19 protein-coding genes and 1 pseudogene are annotated in these 17579 nt (G+C 63.8%); 8 read left to right on the forward strand and 12 right to left on the reverse strand.

Annotated elements, in window-relative coordinates; all coding sequences use genetic code 11:
- Positions 1 to 128 precede the first annotated feature (128 nt).
- The 5 genes from AC07M8_RS19120 to AC07M8_RS19140 form a co-directional block, all read right to left on the reverse strand.
- Positions 129 to 2183 carry a hybrid sensor histidine kinase/response regulator gene (locus AC07M8_RS19120; RefSeq protein ID WP_495175816.1) on the reverse strand — a complete coding sequence of 685 codons (2055 nt, stop codon included), beginning with the start codon at positions 2181 to 2183 and terminating at the stop codon, positions 129 to 131.
- Positions 2184 to 2374: 191 nt separating this feature from the next.
- Entirely contained in the window at positions 2375 to 2917 is a 543-nt protein-coding gene (locus AC07M8_RS19125) for a GNAT family N-acetyltransferase (protein ID WP_495175817.1), read from the reverse strand.
- On the reverse strand, positions 2914 to 3609 hold the full coding sequence (locus AC07M8_RS19130; RefSeq protein WP_495175818.1) for a DUF3108 domain-containing protein: 696 nt from the start codon (positions 3607 to 3609) through the stop codon (positions 2914 to 2916). The genes AC07M8_RS19125 and AC07M8_RS19130 overlap by 4 nt, the downstream gene beginning before the upstream one ends.
- A complete protein-coding gene (locus AC07M8_RS19135; RefSeq protein ID WP_495175819.1) occupies positions 3609 to 4250 on the reverse strand; it encodes a hypothetical protein in 642 nt (213 codons plus the stop codon). The genes AC07M8_RS19130 and AC07M8_RS19135 overlap by 1 nt, the downstream gene beginning before the upstream one ends.
- The gene (locus AC07M8_RS19140) at positions 4247 to 4546 is read right to left on the reverse strand and encodes a PadR family transcriptional regulator (RefSeq protein ID WP_495175820.1); all 300 of its coding nucleotides are present in this window, start codon (positions 4544 to 4546) and stop codon (positions 4247 to 4249) included. The genes AC07M8_RS19135 and AC07M8_RS19140 overlap by 4 nt, the downstream gene beginning before the upstream one ends.
- A 270-nt stretch (positions 4547 to 4816) precedes the next feature.
- Between AC07M8_RS19140 and AC07M8_RS19145 the strand changes: the two genes are divergently transcribed.
- Together AC07M8_RS19145 and AC07M8_RS19150 are read left to right on the forward strand one after the other, a co-directional pair.
- Positions 4817 to 5569, forward strand: a complete 753-nt coding sequence (locus AC07M8_RS19145) for an SDR family oxidoreductase (RefSeq protein WP_495175821.1) — start codon at positions 4817 to 4819, stop codon at positions 5567 to 5569.
- Positions 5570 to 5670: 101 nt separating this feature from the next.
- Positions 5671 to 6135: a hypothetical protein gene (locus AC07M8_RS19150; protein ID WP_495175822.1), complete on the forward strand. Its 465-nt coding sequence runs from the start codon at positions 5671 to 5673 to the stop codon at positions 6133 to 6135.
- A gap of 41 nt (positions 6136 to 6176) precedes the next feature.
- Here AC07M8_RS19150 and AC07M8_RS19155 read toward each other — a convergent pair whose 3' ends face one another.
- The 4 genes from AC07M8_RS19155 to AC07M8_RS19170 form a co-directional block, all read right to left on the reverse strand.
- A complete protein-coding gene (locus AC07M8_RS19155; RefSeq protein WP_495175823.1) occupies positions 6177 to 7067 on the reverse strand; it encodes a DMT family transporter in 891 nt (296 codons plus the stop codon).
- A gap of 10 nt (positions 7068 to 7077) precedes the next feature.
- Positions 7078 to 7767 carry a YbhB/YbcL family Raf kinase inhibitor-like protein gene (locus tag AC07M8_RS19160; RefSeq protein WP_495175824.1) on the reverse strand — a complete coding sequence of 230 codons (690 nt, stop codon included), beginning with the start codon at positions 7765 to 7767 and terminating at the stop codon, positions 7078 to 7080.
- A gap of 63 nt (positions 7768 to 7830) precedes the next feature.
- Complete coding sequence (locus tag AC07M8_RS19165; protein ID WP_495175825.1) at positions 7831 to 8619, reverse strand: helix-turn-helix domain-containing protein; 789 nt, start codon at positions 8617 to 8619, stop codon at positions 7831 to 7833.
- Positions 8620 to 8882: 263 nt separating this feature from the next.
- Positions 8883 to 9689: a LytTR family DNA-binding domain-containing protein gene (locus AC07M8_RS19170; protein WP_495175826.1), complete on the reverse strand. Its 807-nt coding sequence runs from the start codon at positions 9687 to 9689 to the stop codon at positions 8883 to 8885.
- A 96-nt stretch (positions 9690 to 9785) separates the two neighbouring features.
- Between AC07M8_RS19170 and AC07M8_RS19175 the strand changes: the two genes are divergently transcribed.
- Positions 9786 to 10823 (forward strand): alpha/beta hydrolase family protein, encoded by a 1038-nt coding sequence (locus tag AC07M8_RS19175; protein ID WP_495175827.1) that lies wholly within the window; start codon positions 9786 to 9788, stop codon positions 10821 to 10823.
- Between the two features lie 190 nt (positions 10824 to 11013).
- Here AC07M8_RS19175 and AC07M8_RS19180 read toward each other — a convergent pair whose 3' ends face one another.
- Complete coding sequence (locus AC07M8_RS19180; protein WP_495175834.1) at positions 11014 to 11415, reverse strand: GFA family protein; 402 nt, start codon at positions 11413 to 11415, stop codon at positions 11014 to 11016.
- A 329-nt stretch (positions 11416 to 11744) separates the two neighbouring features.
- On the opposite strand from AC07M8_RS19180, the gene AC07M8_RS19185 reads away from it, so the two are divergent.
- The gene (locus AC07M8_RS19185) at positions 11745 to 12755 is read left to right on the forward strand and encodes a hypothetical protein (RefSeq protein ID WP_495175828.1); all 1011 of its coding nucleotides are present in this window, start codon (positions 11745 to 11747) and stop codon (positions 12753 to 12755) included.
- Entirely contained in the window at positions 12755 to 13213 is a 459-nt protein-coding gene (locus tag AC07M8_RS19190; RefSeq protein ID WP_495175829.1) for a hypothetical protein, read from the forward strand. The genes AC07M8_RS19185 and AC07M8_RS19190 overlap by 1 nt, the downstream gene beginning before the upstream one ends.
- Here the strand turns inward: AC07M8_RS19190 and AC07M8_RS19195 are convergent.
- Positions 13205 to 13657, reverse strand: a complete 453-nt coding sequence (locus AC07M8_RS19195) for a PaaI family thioesterase (RefSeq protein ID WP_495175830.1) — start codon at positions 13655 to 13657, stop codon at positions 13205 to 13207. The genes AC07M8_RS19190 and AC07M8_RS19195 overlap by 9 nt on opposite strands.
- Positions 13658 to 13776: 119 nt before the next feature.
- The gene (locus tag AC07M8_RS19200) at positions 13777 to 14367 is read right to left on the reverse strand and encodes a TetR/AcrR family transcriptional regulator (protein ID WP_495175831.1); all 591 of its coding nucleotides are present in this window, start codon (positions 14365 to 14367) and stop codon (positions 13777 to 13779) included.
- A 107-nt stretch (positions 14368 to 14474) separates the two neighbouring features.
- On the opposite strand from AC07M8_RS19200, the gene AC07M8_RS19205 reads away from it, so the two are divergent.
- The 3 genes and pseudogenes from AC07M8_RS19205 to AC07M8_RS19215 all read left to right on the forward strand — a co-directional run bounded on the left by AC07M8_RS19205 (position 14475) and on the right by AC07M8_RS19215 (position 17375).
- Complete coding sequence (locus AC07M8_RS19205; RefSeq protein ID WP_495175832.1) at positions 14475 to 15257, forward strand: SDR family NAD(P)-dependent oxidoreductase; 783 nt, start codon at positions 14475 to 14477, stop codon at positions 15255 to 15257.
- A 25-nt stretch (positions 15258 to 15282) separates the two neighbouring features.
- Complete coding sequence (locus AC07M8_RS19210; RefSeq protein ID WP_495175833.1) at positions 15283 to 16362, forward strand: alkene reductase; 1080 nt, start codon at positions 15283 to 15285, stop codon at positions 16360 to 16362.
- Positions 16363 to 16430: 68 nt separating this feature from the next.
- Positions 16431 to 17375 (forward strand): annotated as a pseudogene (locus AC07M8_RS19215) (NADP-dependent oxidoreductase).
- Positions 17376 to 17579: the final 204 nt, after the last annotated feature.

A 17579-nucleotide genomic window follows, 5' to 3' on the forward strand; every position in this document is an offset into this window, starting at 1 on the left:
TTCACCCGATAGTTTCGGGAAAATGCATTCGGGAACAGATTTTGGGAAAGCGGGTCCCGCAGGCGTCCGTCAGCCCGATCAGCACGGCGGGAACCCTGTCACAGGTTCCCAATCGGGAATGGGTACCACTATCGCCGTGTCTGCCAAGTGATCGACTTCCGGAACACGCGGGAAAGCTGCTCGATGGAGTAGGGCTTGTGCAGCAGCTCGAAGCCGTGCCTCCCGTTTTGTGCAAGCACGTGGCTATAGCCGCTGGTGAGGATCACCGGGAGCCGCGGATGACGCCGACGTACCTCCTGCGCCAGTTCCAGCCCCGACATGCCGGGCATCACCACGTCCGAAAAAACGATGTGGAAGCGGTCGCAATCTTTCTCCAGCTCGGCCAGGGCCTCGTCAGCGTTGAGCGCCAGGATCGTGTCGTAACCCAGCTCGCGCAGTGCCTGGACGGCAAACTCGCCGACGCTGCTATTGTCTTCGACGACCAGCACGCACACGCCGTCGCCCGTGACGGCAACGGGCTGTTCCTCCTCGACCGTCGTACGGCTGCCGTCCATCGCCACGCGTGGCAGGTAGAGCGTGAATGTGGTGCCGCCCTGTTCCCCGCTTTCGACACGAATGTCGCCGTCCGATTGTTTGGCAAAGCCGATCACTTGGGAGAGGCCCAGACCGGTCCCCTTGCCCACTCCCTTGGTGGTAAAGAACGGCTCGAAGATGCGAGCCACGTTCTCGGGTGAGATACCGCTGCCGGTGTCGCTGATCGTCACCGCGACGAAGTCTCCGGCGACCGGCGGATGCAGGCGGATTTCCGGGATGCCGGACACGGGGCCGACGACGATCGTCAACTTGCCCTCACCGTCCATCGCATCACGAGCGTTGATGCTCATATTGATGACGGCGGTGTCGAACTGGCCTTTGTCGGCCACCACGTAGCAGGGTTCGTCAGGCACGATTGTCTCGATGACGATCCGCGATCCGGTGAGCGTGCGAACCATCAAGGCAACGTCTCCGATGCTTTGTCCGCAGTCGAATGTCTCGGGCGTAAGCGCCTGCCTACGGGCAAAGGCGAGAAGCTGCCCCGTCAGCTTGGCGGCCCGGTCAGCCGTGTCGCCGATCGCATCGATGTAGCGCGCCCGGCGATCGTCGCTGAGATCGGGACGACGAAGGAGATCGACCGAGCCACGGATGACGGTGAGCAGATTGTTGAAGTCGTGCGCGACCCCGCCGGTGAGCTGGCCGACCGCCTCCATCTTCTGCGCCTGTCGCAACGCGTCTTCCGCCAGCGCGAGCCTATCCATCTGCTCGCGCTCGCCGGTGATGTCGCGGGCGCTGGAATAAAGCTTCCCCTCGAAGGGCACAGCGACCCACGACAGCCAGCGGACCCGACCATCCTTGGTTCGATAGCGATTGTCGAACCGCATCACCGGATTGCCTTCGCGCACTTCCTCGAAGGCCGCAGCACTCGCAAGCGCATCGTCAGGCAAGAGGAAGTCCGAAAACGGTGACCCTTCCAACTCCTGTGCCGTCCAGCCGAGCGTCGTAGTCCAAGCCGGATTGACGCGGTCGAAGCAGCCGGTGCGCAGGTCGATGACCGACAAGAGTTCAGAAGTGATCGTCCACGTCGTCGCCCGCTCGCGTCCCCGCGCGACGATCTGCGCTTCAAGGTCGCTGTTCAACGCGCGCAGCTCCGCTTCGCGTGCCGCGAGTTCGCGTTCGTGGACGATTTTGGCGGTCGTCTCCGTCGCGATGTCGAGGAAACCGGCAATTGCGCCATCGTCGTCGCGCAGCGGACTATAGGCGAACGTCCACCACGTCTCCTCCGGATAGCCATGCCGTGTCATAGTGAGGGGCAGGTCCTCATGACCGATCGGCTTGCCTGCGAGTGCCGATGCGATCGATGGCTCGATATCGGGCCAGACTTCGGCCCACACCTGTTGCAGGGGCTTTCCCAATGACGACGGGTGCCGTGCCCCGAGGAACGGCATATAGGCGTCGTTGTACAACAGCGTCAGTTCCGGACCCCAGCCAACGCACATCGCGAACGGCGACGATAGCATCATATCGATGATAGTTTCGAGCGAACGTGGCCAGGTCTCGCGCGCGCCGAGCGACGAGCGCGACCAATCATAGGCGTCTGTGAGGCTTCGGAGGTCGTCGCCCCCCACGTTGCTACCCTGATTGTTCATGTCTGGCACCCGACCCCCCCCTTGGTACAGGACCGGGACGGGCCGATTGCCAAGCAGTCGATCTATAAGGGTATTTCGCTAGAGGGGCAGTCCTTCGATATCGCTGCTTGTCGGGACGACAGCACCGGGTGGTCTGCTGCACTTTCTCGTTTGACCATCCTCGTGGGAAAGCGCCGGCTTGATCGCCGCTCCTAATCGGCAGGGCGTGGCAGCTTCATTCGGACCGATGGCACCTCACCACCCGCAGCAAGGCACGGACGCATAACTTGACCATTTTCGATAAAACCGAGCTTACGTAGCACCTGCCCCGAGGCGGGGTTGTCCTCGAAATAACCGGAGGTGAGAGAAGGGTAGCCGACGTTTTTGAAGCCGAAGAGGATAACCGTCCTCGCCGCCTCCGTTGTAATCCCCCTCCCCCAGTAAGCGGGGGACAGCCAGTAACCCAGCTCGGCGGTTTCAGCGTCACTCTCCGGGGTCAGCCCTACCGCGCCGATAAGCCCATCGGAACCTTGTAGAGTTATCGCCCACACCCATTCGGCGGGCACAATCTGGTCGAGGAAGAACCGCGCGTCATCTGGCCCATAAGGATGGGGAACCCGCGCCAGACGACGTGCAACCTCCCAGTTTCCGACGATATCCACGATGGCATTCAAATCACCATCGTTGGGACGTCTGAGAACCAAGCGTTCGGTCGCCAAATCAGGGCGTTCGTATAGCGAGAGGCCGTTGGTCACTGGCAGACCCCGCCGAGGCGCTGACCACTGGGGCCGGCGATGTATCCCAGCTCCTGACGTGTTGCCTTCGCGATCTTGTAGCGCACAAGCTGTGCCGGATCGTCTCCGGCCTCTACGACCCAAGCCGCTACCTTGCCCGATGGCGTATTCACATCCTCACTGCCGACGACCCGCGCGGTGAAGGTGCCCGGCCCCTTGTCGTACTGCCAGAAAGGAACGGCGTAGGTGCCTCCCGCCTTCAGCGGCAGCGCGGCGAAGGTTAGCCCCCACAGGTTGCCGTCCCAAGTCGGACCCGTCAGCGTCGCCTCCAATGGTTTCGAGCCGGTGGCCGTCTCCCTGGTGCCGCGGACGTTGCGCGGACCATATTCAACGCTGACCCGGTGCCATCCCCTTTCGGTGCGCTCCCGCCCGCGCTGGCTGTCCATTCTGATCGGCAACAGCGTCTTGCGATCAACAATGAAATGGTCGCGCATGTCGAAGCTGCCGTTGGCGAGCTTCTGATGAACGACGATATCCCACACCGGCTTACTACCGACGCGCGACGCCATGACGGTCTGCAACGTCGAACCGATCGTCTTGTCGCCAGCCACGATCGCGTAACAGGTCGAACCGGCTTGCAGGTGTGCGCCGTTCATCTTCGGTGCCGCTGCGCCTGTGGCGGCGAGCGCCGCGACCATTATCACCGTCTTCATCAGGACTCCGTCAGATAGGATGAACCGGCACGGGTCTTTTGCCACGTTGCCAATAGCGGGATCGCCGCCAGCTCGATCGCCAGCGCCGCGAATTGGATCGCGCTGCCGCCGACATCGGGGATGATCGTGAACACGATGCCGACGATCGCGGCTGCAATGACCGCTGCCACAAGCCAGATGATCGCCGCCCTGCGCCATCGTCCGTCGAGAATGGACCAGGCGACGGCCAGGTGAGCGGAGCCGAGCAGCAGTAGCAGCAGCGTCAATACCGGGGTTGCCGCCAGATACGCATCGGCGAGGACGTGTCCGCGAACACCGCCAGCCATTAGCACGGCATGATAGTGGTCGTGCCCCGACAGCAGGAACCTAGCTCCGGACAGTGCGCAGCCGAGATGGAAGGTGGCGATCGGCACGATCAGGCCGAGCGCGAGGACGTGACACACCAAGGCGAGCTGTCCTTCGCCGTGGAAGGGCAGCCGACGCCATCCGGCAATCAGACATCCGAATGCAAAGCCGAGCGGCTTGCCTTCGCCCCGAGCTATGTCGAACTCTGCCAACATCGCCTTCGCCCACTCGCTACCATCGCGCGGCAGGCACCGAAGCGCCAAGGTCATCACGAGCTGCGCCGCGCGGGTTGTCATGCGAGCGACAACCCGGACGGAGTGTGGACCTCCAGCGCGATCGATCTGGCGAGAGCAATACCGTTAGAGGTCAACCGATAAGCATGGCGCGCCGGTCGACCGCGCTGGACAGGTTCCCGCCATTCGGCCTCAACCAAGCCTTGCTCGGTCATCCGCATCAAGAGCGGATAGAGCGTACCCGACGACAGCCCCGTGTCCTTCATCAGGTCGTAGCCATGCCGCCAAACCGATGCCTCCTCGATCAAGACGGCGAGTAGCGAGAGCATCTGCTTGGAAGGTCGGCGTTTGCGGATCATCGTCCTAATGCGCCATATGTAGACTTAAGAGTCAAGCGGTGCTCATGCTGCCATCCTGGCGTATCACATCATCGTTACGAGCGGGTTTCGAGAAGGCATTTGCCCTCCCGCTTCCTGATCGATTCCGAGAACGCCCGCTCCGTCTCGCTGGCCGTTCCTTTCGGGAAATCTCATCCGGTACAGAGCCACGTAATTAATTTGATGACAAGGAACGGGACGCGCACGGCCGGAAGGCTCGTTAGCTGATTGCCTCCATCAAGGAGCCAATAAATGAAACTGCTGGACGGCAAGGTCGCGATTATCACGGGTGCCAGTTCTGGCATCGGGAAGGCGGCTGCGAAACTATTTGCCGCGCACGGTGCGTGCGTGGTGCTCGTCGCCCGGCGGGAAGCATCGCTGAAATTAGCCATCGACGAAATCGAAAATCAAGGTGGTCGCGCGGTCGCTATCGCCGGAGACGTCACTGAAGCGGGCACGCACGATGCGGCGGTTGCTGCCGCACGCGCGACGTTTGGCGGCTTGCACATCGCTTTCAACAATGCAGGTTTGGTTGGGACCATCGGGCCGCTCGCTGAGATCGAGCCTCGCCAATGGGCGGAAGTGCTGGCCGTGAATTTGACAGCGGCTTTTCTGGGGGCTCGGGCGCAGGTTCCTGCCATGATCGAGCAAGGGGGCGGCGCGCTTGTTTTCACAAGCAGCTTCGTTGGCAACAGCGTGGGGCTGCCGGGCATGGGTCCGTACGGCGTAGCCAAGGCGGGCCTGATGGGCTTGGTCCGAGGCATCACAGCCGATTACGCCGCAGCCGGCATCCGCGCGAACGCCCTCATGCCTGGCGGCACCGCTACGGACATGGCCGGCGATGATGCCCAGCGCGAATGGGCTGCCGGTCTTCACGCGATGAAGCGGATCGCTCGGCCGGAGGAGATCGCCCAGGCAGCGCTGTTCCTCGCGAGCGATATGTCGAGTTTCGTCACAGGATCGGCGCTCTGGGCAGATGGCGGCAACGCCGCCGTGAAACTTTAGCCAGTTCTCGTGATCGGCGGCTTCCAAGTGCAAAAACTTGGAAGCCGCGTTCCGTCGCGAATCAGCATCCCAAGCGGGATTTAGGCGCTATTGAACAGCGGATGACGGTCAGTCAGCCCCTCTTGGTGTCGTTGAACGCGGTCGGAAACCTCATGGTCGAGGCGAGTGATCCTTGGTGGATTATCGCGAGCGCAGCCGTCGCCCTGCACGGGGCTGATCTAGGCCATGTAGCTGACGTGGACGTGTTGTTGAGTATTGCCGATGCGCAACGCATTCTGCCGATGATCGGCATCCATCTTCGTCAGGGATCGACGCACGCTGCATTTCGGTCGAAAATCTTCGGCACTTGGACCGGCACAACGCCACTACCAGTGGAGTTCATGGCAGACTTCTCCCTCTGGTCAGGCGAGGCGTGGCTGCCGGTTCAGCCTTTGACGAGGCAACCCATCGAACTTGATGACGTGGTTGTCTTCGTTCCCGACAGGGCGGAGCTACAGGCCATACTCGCCGCTTTCGGGCGACCAAAGGACATAGAACGCGCTCGGAGCCTCGCGGCTGTGCCGTAGAGGCTTTCCCAAAATTCGATCTCCTTTTCGGGAAGGCTCGATTACAACAGGGTGGTAAGCAGCACGCCGATGACGATCGCGGTGCCAGCTACTATTTGTCGGGTGCTCAGTGCTTCTCGGAACAATCTATGGCCGGCAATTGCAGCGATCGGGGCCTCAATAATACCGAGGGCGCGAACGGGCGCTGCCGGTGACAGGGCGAGCGCAATAAACCAGCCGGCAGACGCGCAGGCACCGCACAGGCCGGCCGCCAACGATGGTCGCCAGCGGCGCAGCACCTCCCGTAGTGCCGCTCGATCCCGCCATGACAGGAAGACGATCAGCGCCAGCGTTTGCAGCGCTTGAACGACGGCGACGCTGACGATCGCGGCGAACACCGGGTGGCCGTTGTCCAGGGCAAGTGCCGCGTGGCGGAACGCATTGAGCGAAAAGCCGAAGAACAGACCGGAGATGAGCCCGAACGTGGCTCCGGCAAGCGAAGCGCGTATTTGCCGGGGAGACGGCCAGCTCAGCATCGCCAGCCCAGTCGTGGTAATTGCCACGCCCAGCCAGGCGATCCCGCTGATCTGGTCCCCATAGATGACCAGCCCGAGCAGCGCCGCCAGCGGCAGCGAGCTTTGCTGGAGGGCCGTACCGACCGCGAAGCCCGAACGATGCATCGCGCTCAACAGGGCGGCGGTCGCCAGTATCTGGCTTACCGCCCCGACGACCGCCGAAAGCCAAAACGCCCCCGTCCATTGAGGATCAAGGTGAGGCGTGAGCAGGAGCGCAACGGCGACGAAGGCCAGCGAGAATGGCAGGCCGAACATGAAGCGCACGAGGGTCGCGCCCCACGGCCCCGATGAGGTCATCACGCCCCGTTGCAGGGCATTGCGGCAGACCTGAAAGATCGACGCGGCGATCGTCGCCGGTATCCATAGGAAGTCAGGCACTTCCCGGTTCCTATTCGGGCCGGCGGCTATACAAGGCGGTAGCGGAGCCACGCGCGAGAATGTGGCTGGCTATGGCCGCCTCTACCGCTCGCCCGTCGAATGCTCCGGCAAGGCCGATCGTCGGCACGTCGAGCGCATAGACAGTGACGATATAGCGATGCGTGCGATCATCGTTCCTGGGCGGGCACGGCCCGTCATAGCCGCCGTAGATGCCTGCCATCGCGGGCATATCGCGCAGGAACTTCGTATAGCCGTTCGCGCCGCGAACGCCGGCCGGACCTTTGCCGATCGGCTTTCCGTGCGGGACCAAGCCGCGCCCATCCGCGCCTTCAGCGAACGAGCGGGTTGCAGGTGGTATGTCGGCCAGCACCCAGTGATAGATGGTCTGCCGAGGTGCGTCGGCCGCGATATTGACGCCAGGGCGTTCGATCAGCGTGAGGTCCGCCGGCACGTCGGGATCGACCATCAGCAGTACGTAGGAGCGGGTCGCGTTAGGACCTTTGCTCCAACGTACCGCCGGGCTGGTGTCGAATGTCCGCGCGTCAGCTCCGTCCGCCGCGCAGAAGGCGGCGCGAGCGGGCAGCCGCCGGTCGGAAGCGAGACCGTCGATCGCGACGGCCAGCACGCCCTCCGTTGTCACGGCCGATACCGGCGCAACCATCGCACCGAGGCAAATCATTACTCCGAGCCAGAACCGCACATCGTCCTCCTGTTAGACGGAGGCACGGTAGCGCAGCGCCGATGACGCCAGCGCCCGAAACGCTCACTTTTGAGCCGGTTCCGATTGTCGGCGCCGAGTGTGCGAAGGCAGCGCGCCGTGCGCGGTCTGATAATGTCGGCTGAAATGCGAGCGGGAAACATAGCCCGTCGCCGCCATCGCCTGCGCCACGTCGGCTGTTCGCTCGCCCAGAAGTAGCCGGGCCGCTTCCATGCGCTCGCCAAGCATCACCGTTCGGAGCGACCGGCCTTCCGCCGCCAACCGTCGCCGCAAGGTCGCTTCCGACATGCCGAGCGCCGTCGCGACCGCTCCGGCCGACCACGACTGGTCGAGGCGATGCCGGACCAGGAGGCAGACCGCCTCCACAACGGATCGCTCGACATATTTGGGCGCGAAGCGGATGATGCCACGTTCCGCCAAATGGCCGACGACGCCGAGAAGCCGGTGAGCGTTCATCCGTGTGGAGCAACGGTGCAGCCCTTCCGCGACATGGACAAGGGCGGATGCAAGGGCGTCGTCCAGTGGCACGGACGCGATACCGTGACCGGGTTCGCGAGCCGCGAACTCGGGCCACCGTCTCGCCGCCTCGATCATCATGGGGCGTGAGAATTGCAGATACAGGGCACGGTAGATGCCGGTGGCAGGGTCAGGATCGTTGACGACATCCAGCACCGCGTCCGCAGGTAGGAACAAGGTATCGCCGGCAGCGCACGTCCTGCGCTCGCCGCCCCAAGCCACCTGTTTACTCCCCTCGATGACGACGACCAACCCCGCCGTAGTGGGGCGGAAGCTGGCGATGCACTCGCGCTCGCGGGTGACGAACGCCGACACCATCGGGGGCACATTGCCGTCAAGCCCTCCACGGGCATCGATGACGCAGTGAGCGGACAACGAGGCGAGCAAGGCTTTGCGGGTGTGGTTGGTCGAAGGATCAGGCTGTGGGGATGCCATTGTCAGATCATACCGGGTGACGATCGAGCGGCCAATTACTACCCTGCCGGTTTCTCATTTCAGGGTTTCAGACAGTTTTTGGGAACGGTTGCCCGTTCCCGATACTCGATCCCATTGTGAAAGGAGGGCTGGCTATCGTGCAGCGGTCATGTCGCTGCGCGGGGGGCGACGCTGCTTTTAGCGTCAACGAACCATCCGGCAGCTTTGAGGTGGATGACGGCAGAGCGGGCCACAGGCGCGACCACGCCGTTCGTTAGCCGAAGGCGCATGGATCGGGTGTTGCCTTCGACGGCCGATACAGCATGGCTCGCAACCCACCATGATCGATGCGTCCGCAATCCCTCCGCCTGCATGGCCTCGATCGCACGGCCGAGGGACATCAGGATCAGCTCGGTACTGGCGGGACGATGCACGCGAACGTAGTGATCCTCCATTTGCAGCGCCAGCACGTCGCCGCCCAGCGGCATCACCGCCGGTTCGACCGGAGCGGACGGCGCAGCCAAATCGTCCGGCATGGTTGCCGAGCGGCGGACAACGAGGCCGACGCAGCCCATCGCTACCAGCCCGATCGTCGTCGTCTGCGCGAACCATAGCGGCAGCGACAGGTGCAGCTTCGCCAATTCGGGCCAAAGGCGGAATGCCGCCGCTCGCGTCGCCAGCGCCTCGGGAACGCTGGCAAGCAGCGTTGCTCCGGCCAGCGCCAGCCACCATCGGCGCGAGCCGCGCGTCAGCCTCAGGCTGACCAGCCTGTATGCCGATCCGTACAGCACCAGCCCGAGCAGCATGGCGCCTATCCAGTAGCTCAGAAGTCGCGCGGGGCCGCCGTTTATGTAGCTGCCGAACGGCCCCAGGACCGCTAGCAGCACGCCCGCGACGACGGTCAGCCCGATCCAACGCACCGGAGGCAGGGTCGTCCAACGGGTGGCGGTGAGAGAGAAAGCGGAGCTGATCACCTCTCCTTCTACCGCGAGCACGATGACGAGCGAAGCCCGTTTGCCGATCCGCGAACCCGTTCGCCCGTTGGCGAATACTCGGCTTCCGGAAGGTGTGTGGCTTCGATCATCAGGCTCCGCATCACCATGGAGTCCGTCATGCCGCTGCGCCTTGCTCTTTCCGCCCTATTCCTCATGATCGCTGCGCCAGCAGTCCAAGCCCAGACCCATCAAGCTGGCTTCGAGCATGAGGTCACGGCGGATGGAACCGAGGTGGGCGTCTGGTATCCCGCGTCCGGCACGCCGGTCCACCAGCGCCTTGGTCTCTACGGGCAGAACGTGGTGCCTGGCGCGCCCGTGCCGGACAAACGGCACCCGCTGATTGTCATCTCGCACGGGACCGGGGGCGACTTCGCCGGGCACGTCGATACAGCGGTCGCGCTGGCCCGCGCCGGCTTCATCGTCGCGGCGCTGACCCACCCCGGCGACAACTGGCGGGACAACAGCCGGGCAACCCGCATCGAAGGCCGCCCGGCCGCGCTCAGCGCCACCATCTCGTACATGTTGCAGGCATGGCCGGGGCGCGCGGCGATCGACCCCGATCGGATTGGGGCCTTCGGTTTCTCGGCCGGCGGGTTCACGGTTCTTGCCGCTGCTGGCGGGCGACCCGACCTCGCCTCGCTTGCCGATCATTGTCGGCAGCAGCCGACCTTCTACGATTGCACGCTGCTGAAGACACAGCCGCGACCGTCACCGGCGCCTTGGCCCAGCCTTCGCGACCCGCGCATCAAGGCGATTGTCGTGGCCGCCCCCGCGCTGGGATTTACGTTCGATCGGGCAGGCTTGGCCGATGTCACCATGCCCGTGCAGCTCTGGCGGGCCGACGACGATCATATCCTTCCGGCACCGTTCTATGCGGACGCGGTAAAGGCCGCACTGCCACGGCAGCCGGAGTTCCACTCCGTCCCGGCTGCTGGCCATTTCGACTTCCTGGCGCCGTGCGCCGACTCGGCCTCCATGCCACAGCTTTGCCGGAGCGCGCCAAGCTTCGACCGGATCGCCTTTCACCAGCGCTTTGATGAAGAGGTGGTGCGGTTCTTCTCGAAAACGCTCGCCAGTGGAGTTTCAAAAGGCAATCGCGCTCCTAACTTTTGATCGCAGATGCAACGGCCTTGGTCGTCCCCTCCCGCCGTTCCATTTGCGGGAAAGTGGTGAGGAGGCTTGGTCTTGCTTCCAGCGTGACGTGCTCCCCAAAGCCCACCGCTCGGTAGCGGCGCGCCTATGCATGAAATCGGTCAATTGTTCAGCTTCGACTCGGGCCTAATTTCGACGAGCTGGCCTGCCTTCAATTGGGCAATTCAGAGAATTGAGGAAGCTTGTCAAAGAGCGTTTCCCATGAAGCTTTCGAATCAGCAAATATGTGCGCGCTCGGACGAATCGACGGATCATCCAGCAAGGTGCCCAAAGTTACGTGTGCGTAGGCTCCATCGCGCACGCTTGAAAACAGAAGAGAACCGCATCGCTCACATCGTGCATCGAAACCGTTCTCATCACCATAAGGTCTTATGGCGTTTCGATTGTGGATTGTCAGCTCGGTCATTGGAATGCCAGCGAACGGCTTGGAGGAGGCACCAGTTGCCCTTCTGCATTGCGAGCAATGACATATCAGTGAGTACTCGAATGCATCCGGCACCTCATACGTGACCAAGCCGCAGAGGCAGGAGCCACGGAGTCGCTTTTGATCCATGATGATGTTCCCGCTTACCTCGTCTGTCTTATAGGCAGGCTTAGCGGTCAGCGCGACGGCCGCGGACGTCACGGCATCTGCGCGTTCAAAAGCCGCCGGTCGGCTCTTCCCGTTTCACCATCCCAATCGATAAGCAGTAGATCAGGGCTTGCTGTCAGCTTCTCTCGCGAAGGGGACATTGAAGGATCCGGTTACGATCCGCATCGCCTGCTTGGCGGTCGTCGACATCATCGGGAGGCGGCGGCTCGGCTCTGCGGGATACCAACCCACCCGCGATGCATTCAGTCCGCGTTCTGACGGCACGCCGTCCAGCTGATTGCGGAGCCACCATGCCGATCGACTTCGACCGTACGGACAACCAGCACCGCCCACCGCTCGGGGAAACCAGGCGTCCGACCGGGCGGCCGCTGATCGTCACGCCCACCTTTGTCAGCCGCGTCGACGCGACGCCGCGTAGCGAACGTCCACAGGATGAGGGGTCCGCTCGCAACCGGCACGGGCATGAGGTCAGGCATCCAAACTGGCGGCCCGGCGCACTGGCGATCGAGGACGATCGCAACATCGCCTTCGAGCATTGGGATGAATATTGGCGCAAGGTCCATGGTCCCAAATTCGCCTGGGATGAGCCGGGCAGCTCGTCGGCGCGGGTGCTGCGCTACGATCAGGTGCACCGCGTGGCGTCCGGACCGTCGTCGTTCTTCCGCCCGCCATACCGCGCGATGGTGGACGAGAACGGGCGGCTGCCATCCGATCCGGAGAAGCGGGTGCCCGATTACGGTCGACCCAAATGGGACGGCTTCGCCTATATTGCCTATGCCGAGGAGGACGACATCGAGCGTGTGCTCGGCCAGGAGAAGTTCGCGGAGCGCATCATCGCCGATGAGCAGACGGCGTTTCGCATGGTGACGCGCGAGATCGCGCGCGAGCACATCCTGATCCCAAGCGAGCGTCACCGCGATCCCGTGAGCCTCGTTAAGATCCACGTCCGCCGCCCCGACATCACGCGCGACGATTTTCAGCACCGTCTCCTCGGCGAACATGCGGACCTGGTGCTGGCGCAGGGCGCCACGCGCGACCTCGTCCGCCGCTACGCGCAGCTTCACAATATCGGCTCGACGCAGGAGGACCCCGAAGGCGTGAAGATCGACGCGGTATCGGTACTGTCCTTCGCCTGCATGAATGACGTCGAGGATTATCTGGTCCATGACGATCATGCCGCCATCGAGGCGTCGGAGACGGCCTTGACCGGGGAGGGGTCCGAATGGTGGACTGCGATCAACTACTCGGTGATCAATCGTCTCACGCCCGAGACGGCTACCTTGCGGATAGGACTTAATTGATGCGCACGCGTCCCGCCGCCATCATCGGTGGCCTCGTGGCCGGTGTTGCCACCACCGCGCTGATGACGGTGGCCCGCAAGACTAGCGTATTCGGTAAGACGCTCGATCGCGACGCCGTAGACTGGATTGACGACGTAGCGGGAAGTCGCGCCGTGATTGGCGATGCCGGGACAAGTATCGTCGAGTTCGCCAACCATCTGGCTGCCTCGGCTGCCTTCGCGGCTGCGTGGCCGACCGTCCGGAAATTGGCTCCGGATATTCCGGCACCGCTGCTGGCGGCCAGCTATGGCACGGCCCTTTATGCGATAAACATGGGCGCGATCGCCCCCGCCCTCGGGATCACCGATGGCGAGATAGAGGCGGGACCACGTAAGGCAGCTGAACGCTGGACGGTACATGTCGTCCAGACCGTGGTCACCGCCCTTATCGCGGACCGGCTGTCCGATACGTCAGGGTGACGGCTGGGCCTCGAACACCAGCAGCGTGGATGTAGCCGTAGCGCACAAGCGACCACGCTCGTCGTGGAGAGTGGCTTCGGCGAATGCGACGCGCCGACCGACTGAGACGACGCGTCCCTCCGCGCGACATAGCCCGCTCTCCTTGGTCAGCCCCCGGACGTAGGATATCTTGAGTTCCAGCGTTGTATAGGCTTGCCCGGCCTTCAGGCTCGAATGCGCGGCGATGCCACAGGCGCTATCGAGCATTGCAGCGGCGTAGCCGCCGTGCACGCCTCCCATCGGGTTGAGGACGCTCGCGTCGGGCCGCCCCTCGAACACCGACCGGCCGCGATCGACCTCGACGAGGGACACGCCCAGCGTCTCGCCCATCGATGGTTGGCGGCCGGTGGCGAGCAGCGCTTTGACCTGCGCCAGACCGTCTGCCTCGGGCATCATTTCGCTCATCGTTTGCTCTCCTGCTTCTTATCGAGATTGACATGCGCCGTTAGCGACAGGCCGGGCCGAAGCCGTGCCATCAGCGCCGCAAGCTGGTCGTGGCCGCTCACAATCCGCACGGCCCGGCGTCACGTCCATCGGCTGGGTTCGCCTGATATGTCGCTGTCGGCAGCATCGCCTGCGACCCCGATCCACGCCCGCGTGCTGCTCAGCAGCTCGTCGGCCAGCGCCTGATCGTCAACCGCGCGTGCCATGACGAGGGCACCCACCATTGCCGACCAACGCCCGATTGCAGCGCGTCGGCGTGACGCCGGATCGCCTGCGGGCAAGGAGCGCGCAAACCGGTCGATCTGTGCGTCCAGGCCCTTGGCCATCGCGACGCGCGCTTCCTTCGTCTGCTGGCGCATCAGCCCGGCCAGGCTGGCGGTCGGGCATCCTTCGCCCGCATGATCGCGGTGCAGCGGCGACAGATAGACATCGATCCAGCGTTGCAGATCAGGCATCGTCTCACCCTCGCCGTCGAGCGCGAATGCGATGGTCTGGGCAACCAGATCGTCCTTGGACGCGAAGTGGCTGTAGAAGCCGCCATGGGTCTGCCCGGCAGCCTTCATCACCTCCGACACGGTCACCGCATCGAAGCCTCGCTCCCGGAACAGCCGGCTTGCTTCGGTGAGGATGCGTACCCTGTTCGTCGCCATCTGGTCGCGACTGACCCTCATGCGAAAATCTCCGATCACCCCGTTGACATATTTATGACGGCCATCACATAAACGCTTATCGTGACGACTGTCATGAATATAATGCTTTAGCCGCAAAGGGCAACAGGATGACTAAACCGACCATTCTCATCTCCGGCGCCTCGACCGGGATCGGTGCCACCTATGCTGATCGTTTCGCCAGGCGCGGCCACGATCTCGTACTGGTGGCCCGCGACGAGGCGCGGCTGAACGCCCTGGCGACGAAGCTGTCGTCGGAACGTGGCGTCGCAGTCGACGTGCTGCCCGCCGATCTGACCGACACCGCACAGTTGGCGACCGTCGAGACGCGACTGCGCGACGACGCTAAAATTGGCATCCTCATCAACAACGCCGGCGCGGGGTTGAACGGCACGTTCGTCGATCAATCGACCGACGCCGTGGATCGGCTGGTCGCGCTCAACACCACCTCGGTCGTCCGCCTCGCCAGCGCAATCGCTCCACGGCTGGCGCAGGTTGGCGAGGGCGCGATCGTCAACATCGGTTCGGTTGTTGGCCTTGCCCCCGAGTTCGGCATGAGCGTCTATGGCGCGACCAAGGCCTTTGTCCTCTTCCTGTCGCAGGGTTTGTCGCTCGAACTCGGACCCAAGGGGGTTTACGTCCAGGCGGTGCTGCCGGCGGCAACCCGCACGGAGCTGTGGGGCCGTGCCGGCGCCGATGAGGCGAGCCTTCCGCCGATGATGGACGTGAACGAGCTGGTCGACGCCGCGCTTGTCGGCTTCGACCGCCGCGAAGGCGTCACCATCCCACCGCTCCACGACGGCACCCTGTGGGACGCGTTCGATCAGGCGCGTCAGGCGATGCTGCCGCACTTCGGCTCGGTCCACCCCGCGCCGCGCTACACCGCGGCCTGACCTCTTTTTGCGACAAGGACCAACGATGAGCGATCTGTTCTCCCCCTACCAACTCGGCCCGCTGACGCTGCCCAATCGTATCGTCATGGCGCCGCTGACCCGCAACCGCGCCGCGCCCGGCCTCCTGCCGAGCGAGCATGCGGCGGAATATTATGCACAGCGCGCGTCCGCCGGCCTCATCATCACCGAGGCGACGCAGGTGTCGGCGCAGGCGCAGGGGTATCAGGACACGCCTGGCCTCTACACGCCCGAGCAAATTGCTGCATGGCGCACGGTGACCGACGCAGTCCATGCGAAGGGCGGTCACATCTTCGTCCAGCTCTGGCATGTCGGGCGCGTCAGCCATGTCGATCTACACGGCGGCACGGCGCCGGTCGCCCCGTCGGCGATCCGCGCCGAGGCCAAGACCTTCGTCAACAACGCCTTCGCCGACGTGTCAGAGCCGCGCGCGCTCGAACTGGACGAACTGCCCGGCATCGTCGACAGCTTCCGCCAGGCGGCCGCGAACGCGATCGAGGCAGGCTTCGACGGAGTCGAGGTGCATGGCGCCAATGGGTATCTGCTCGACGAATTCCTGCGTGAGACAGCGAACGTGCGAACCGATGCCTATGGCGGTTCGATCGAGAACCGTGCGCGTCTGCTGCTCGAGGTGACGGCCGCCGTCGCGGGTGAGATCGGCGCGAACCGGACCGGCGTGCGCCTGTCGCCCGTCTCGCCTGCGAGCGGCATCGTGCCGGCGGACGACGAGCAGCCGCAGTTCGACCATGCCGCGGAGCGGCTGGGCGCGATGAAGATCGCCTATCTCCACGTCGTCGAGGGTGCGACCGGTGGGCCGCGCGATGCCAAGCCGTTCGACTATGGCGCGCTGCGTCGTAAGTTCGGCGGTACCTTCCTCGCCAACAACGGCTTCGACAAGGCACTCGCCGAGGAGCAGCTGGCGGCAGGCAAGGCGGACCTGTTCGCCTTTGGGCGCGGCTTCATCGCCAATCCCGATTTCGTCGAGCGGCTGAAGTCGGGGGCAGAGCTCAATCAGCTCGACCCGTCCACCCTCTACGGTGGCGGTGCGAAGGGGTACACCGACTATCCGACACTGGCCGACGCCTGAGGAGAGGGCAGATGAAAGCCTATGTTCTTGATCGCTACGGCAAGCAGCAGCAGCTGCGGCTTGGCGACATGCCCGAGCCTGTACCTGCGGCCGACGAGGTGTTGGTCGATATCCGCGCGGCCGGCCTCAACCAGCTTGACGCGAAAATCCGCGACGGCGCGTTCAAGCCCATCCTGCCCTACAAGCCTCCCTTCCTGCTGGGGCATGATCTGGCCGGCACGGTAGTGTCGGTTGGTCAGGCAGTACGGGGGTTCAAACCGGGCGACGAGGTCTATGCCCGCCCGCGCGACGGCCATATCGGCACGTTCGCCGAGCGGATCGCCGTCAAGCAGGGCGACCTCGCGCTGAAACCCGCCAACCTGTCGATGGAGGAAGCTGCTTCGATCCCGCTCGTCGGGTTGACCGTCTGGCAGGTGCTGGTCGAGCGTGCGAACCTCAAAAAGGGGCAGAAGGTTCTGATCCATGCCGGCTCGGGCGGGGTCGGCACGCTGGCAATCCAGCTTGCGAGGCATCTCGGCGCGACCGTCGCGACGACGGCGAGCGCGACCAACGCGGAGTTCGTCCGCAGGCTCGGCGCGGATGTCGTGATCGACTACAAGATGCAGGATTTTTCGCAGGAACTGTCCGGTTATGACGTCGTGCTCAACAGCCTGGACGGCAAAACGCTGGAGAAGTCACTCAAGGTGCTCAAGCCCGGCGGCAAGCTGATCTCGATTTCCGGGCCGCCTGATCCGGCATTCGCAAAGGCGCAGGGGCTGAACATCGTCCTGCGCCTGTTGCTGCGCGCGACGAGTGCGGGCATCCGCCGCAAGGCGAAGCGGGCGGGCGTCGATTATTAGTTTCTGTTCATGCATGCCGATGGCGGGCAGCTGGGCAAGCTTACGTCGCTGCTGGAGAACGGGACGATCAAACCCGTCGTCGACCGGGTCTTTCCGTTCGAGCGGATGAACGATGCGATGGCCCAGCTCGACAAGGGCGGGGCCAAGGGCAAGCTCGTGGTGCGCGTGCGATGAGCATTAAAGCTAGAGCTCAGCGCCCCCCTAACGGCCCCTGCGCGCGGCGGATTAACGGCGCTACCCTACTGATGTGAATGAATGGCCGAAGTTGGATACGGGAGCGAGCGCGCGCAATGTCCGCAATTGGGTCAGGTGCAATTCGCCCGGAGTACAAGCCGAACTGTTGGTAGTGGGCACTGGCTGCATTGCTGGATCATGAGC

This window comes from Sphingomonas sp. GW821-FHT09E03 (genome assembly GCF_059416225.1).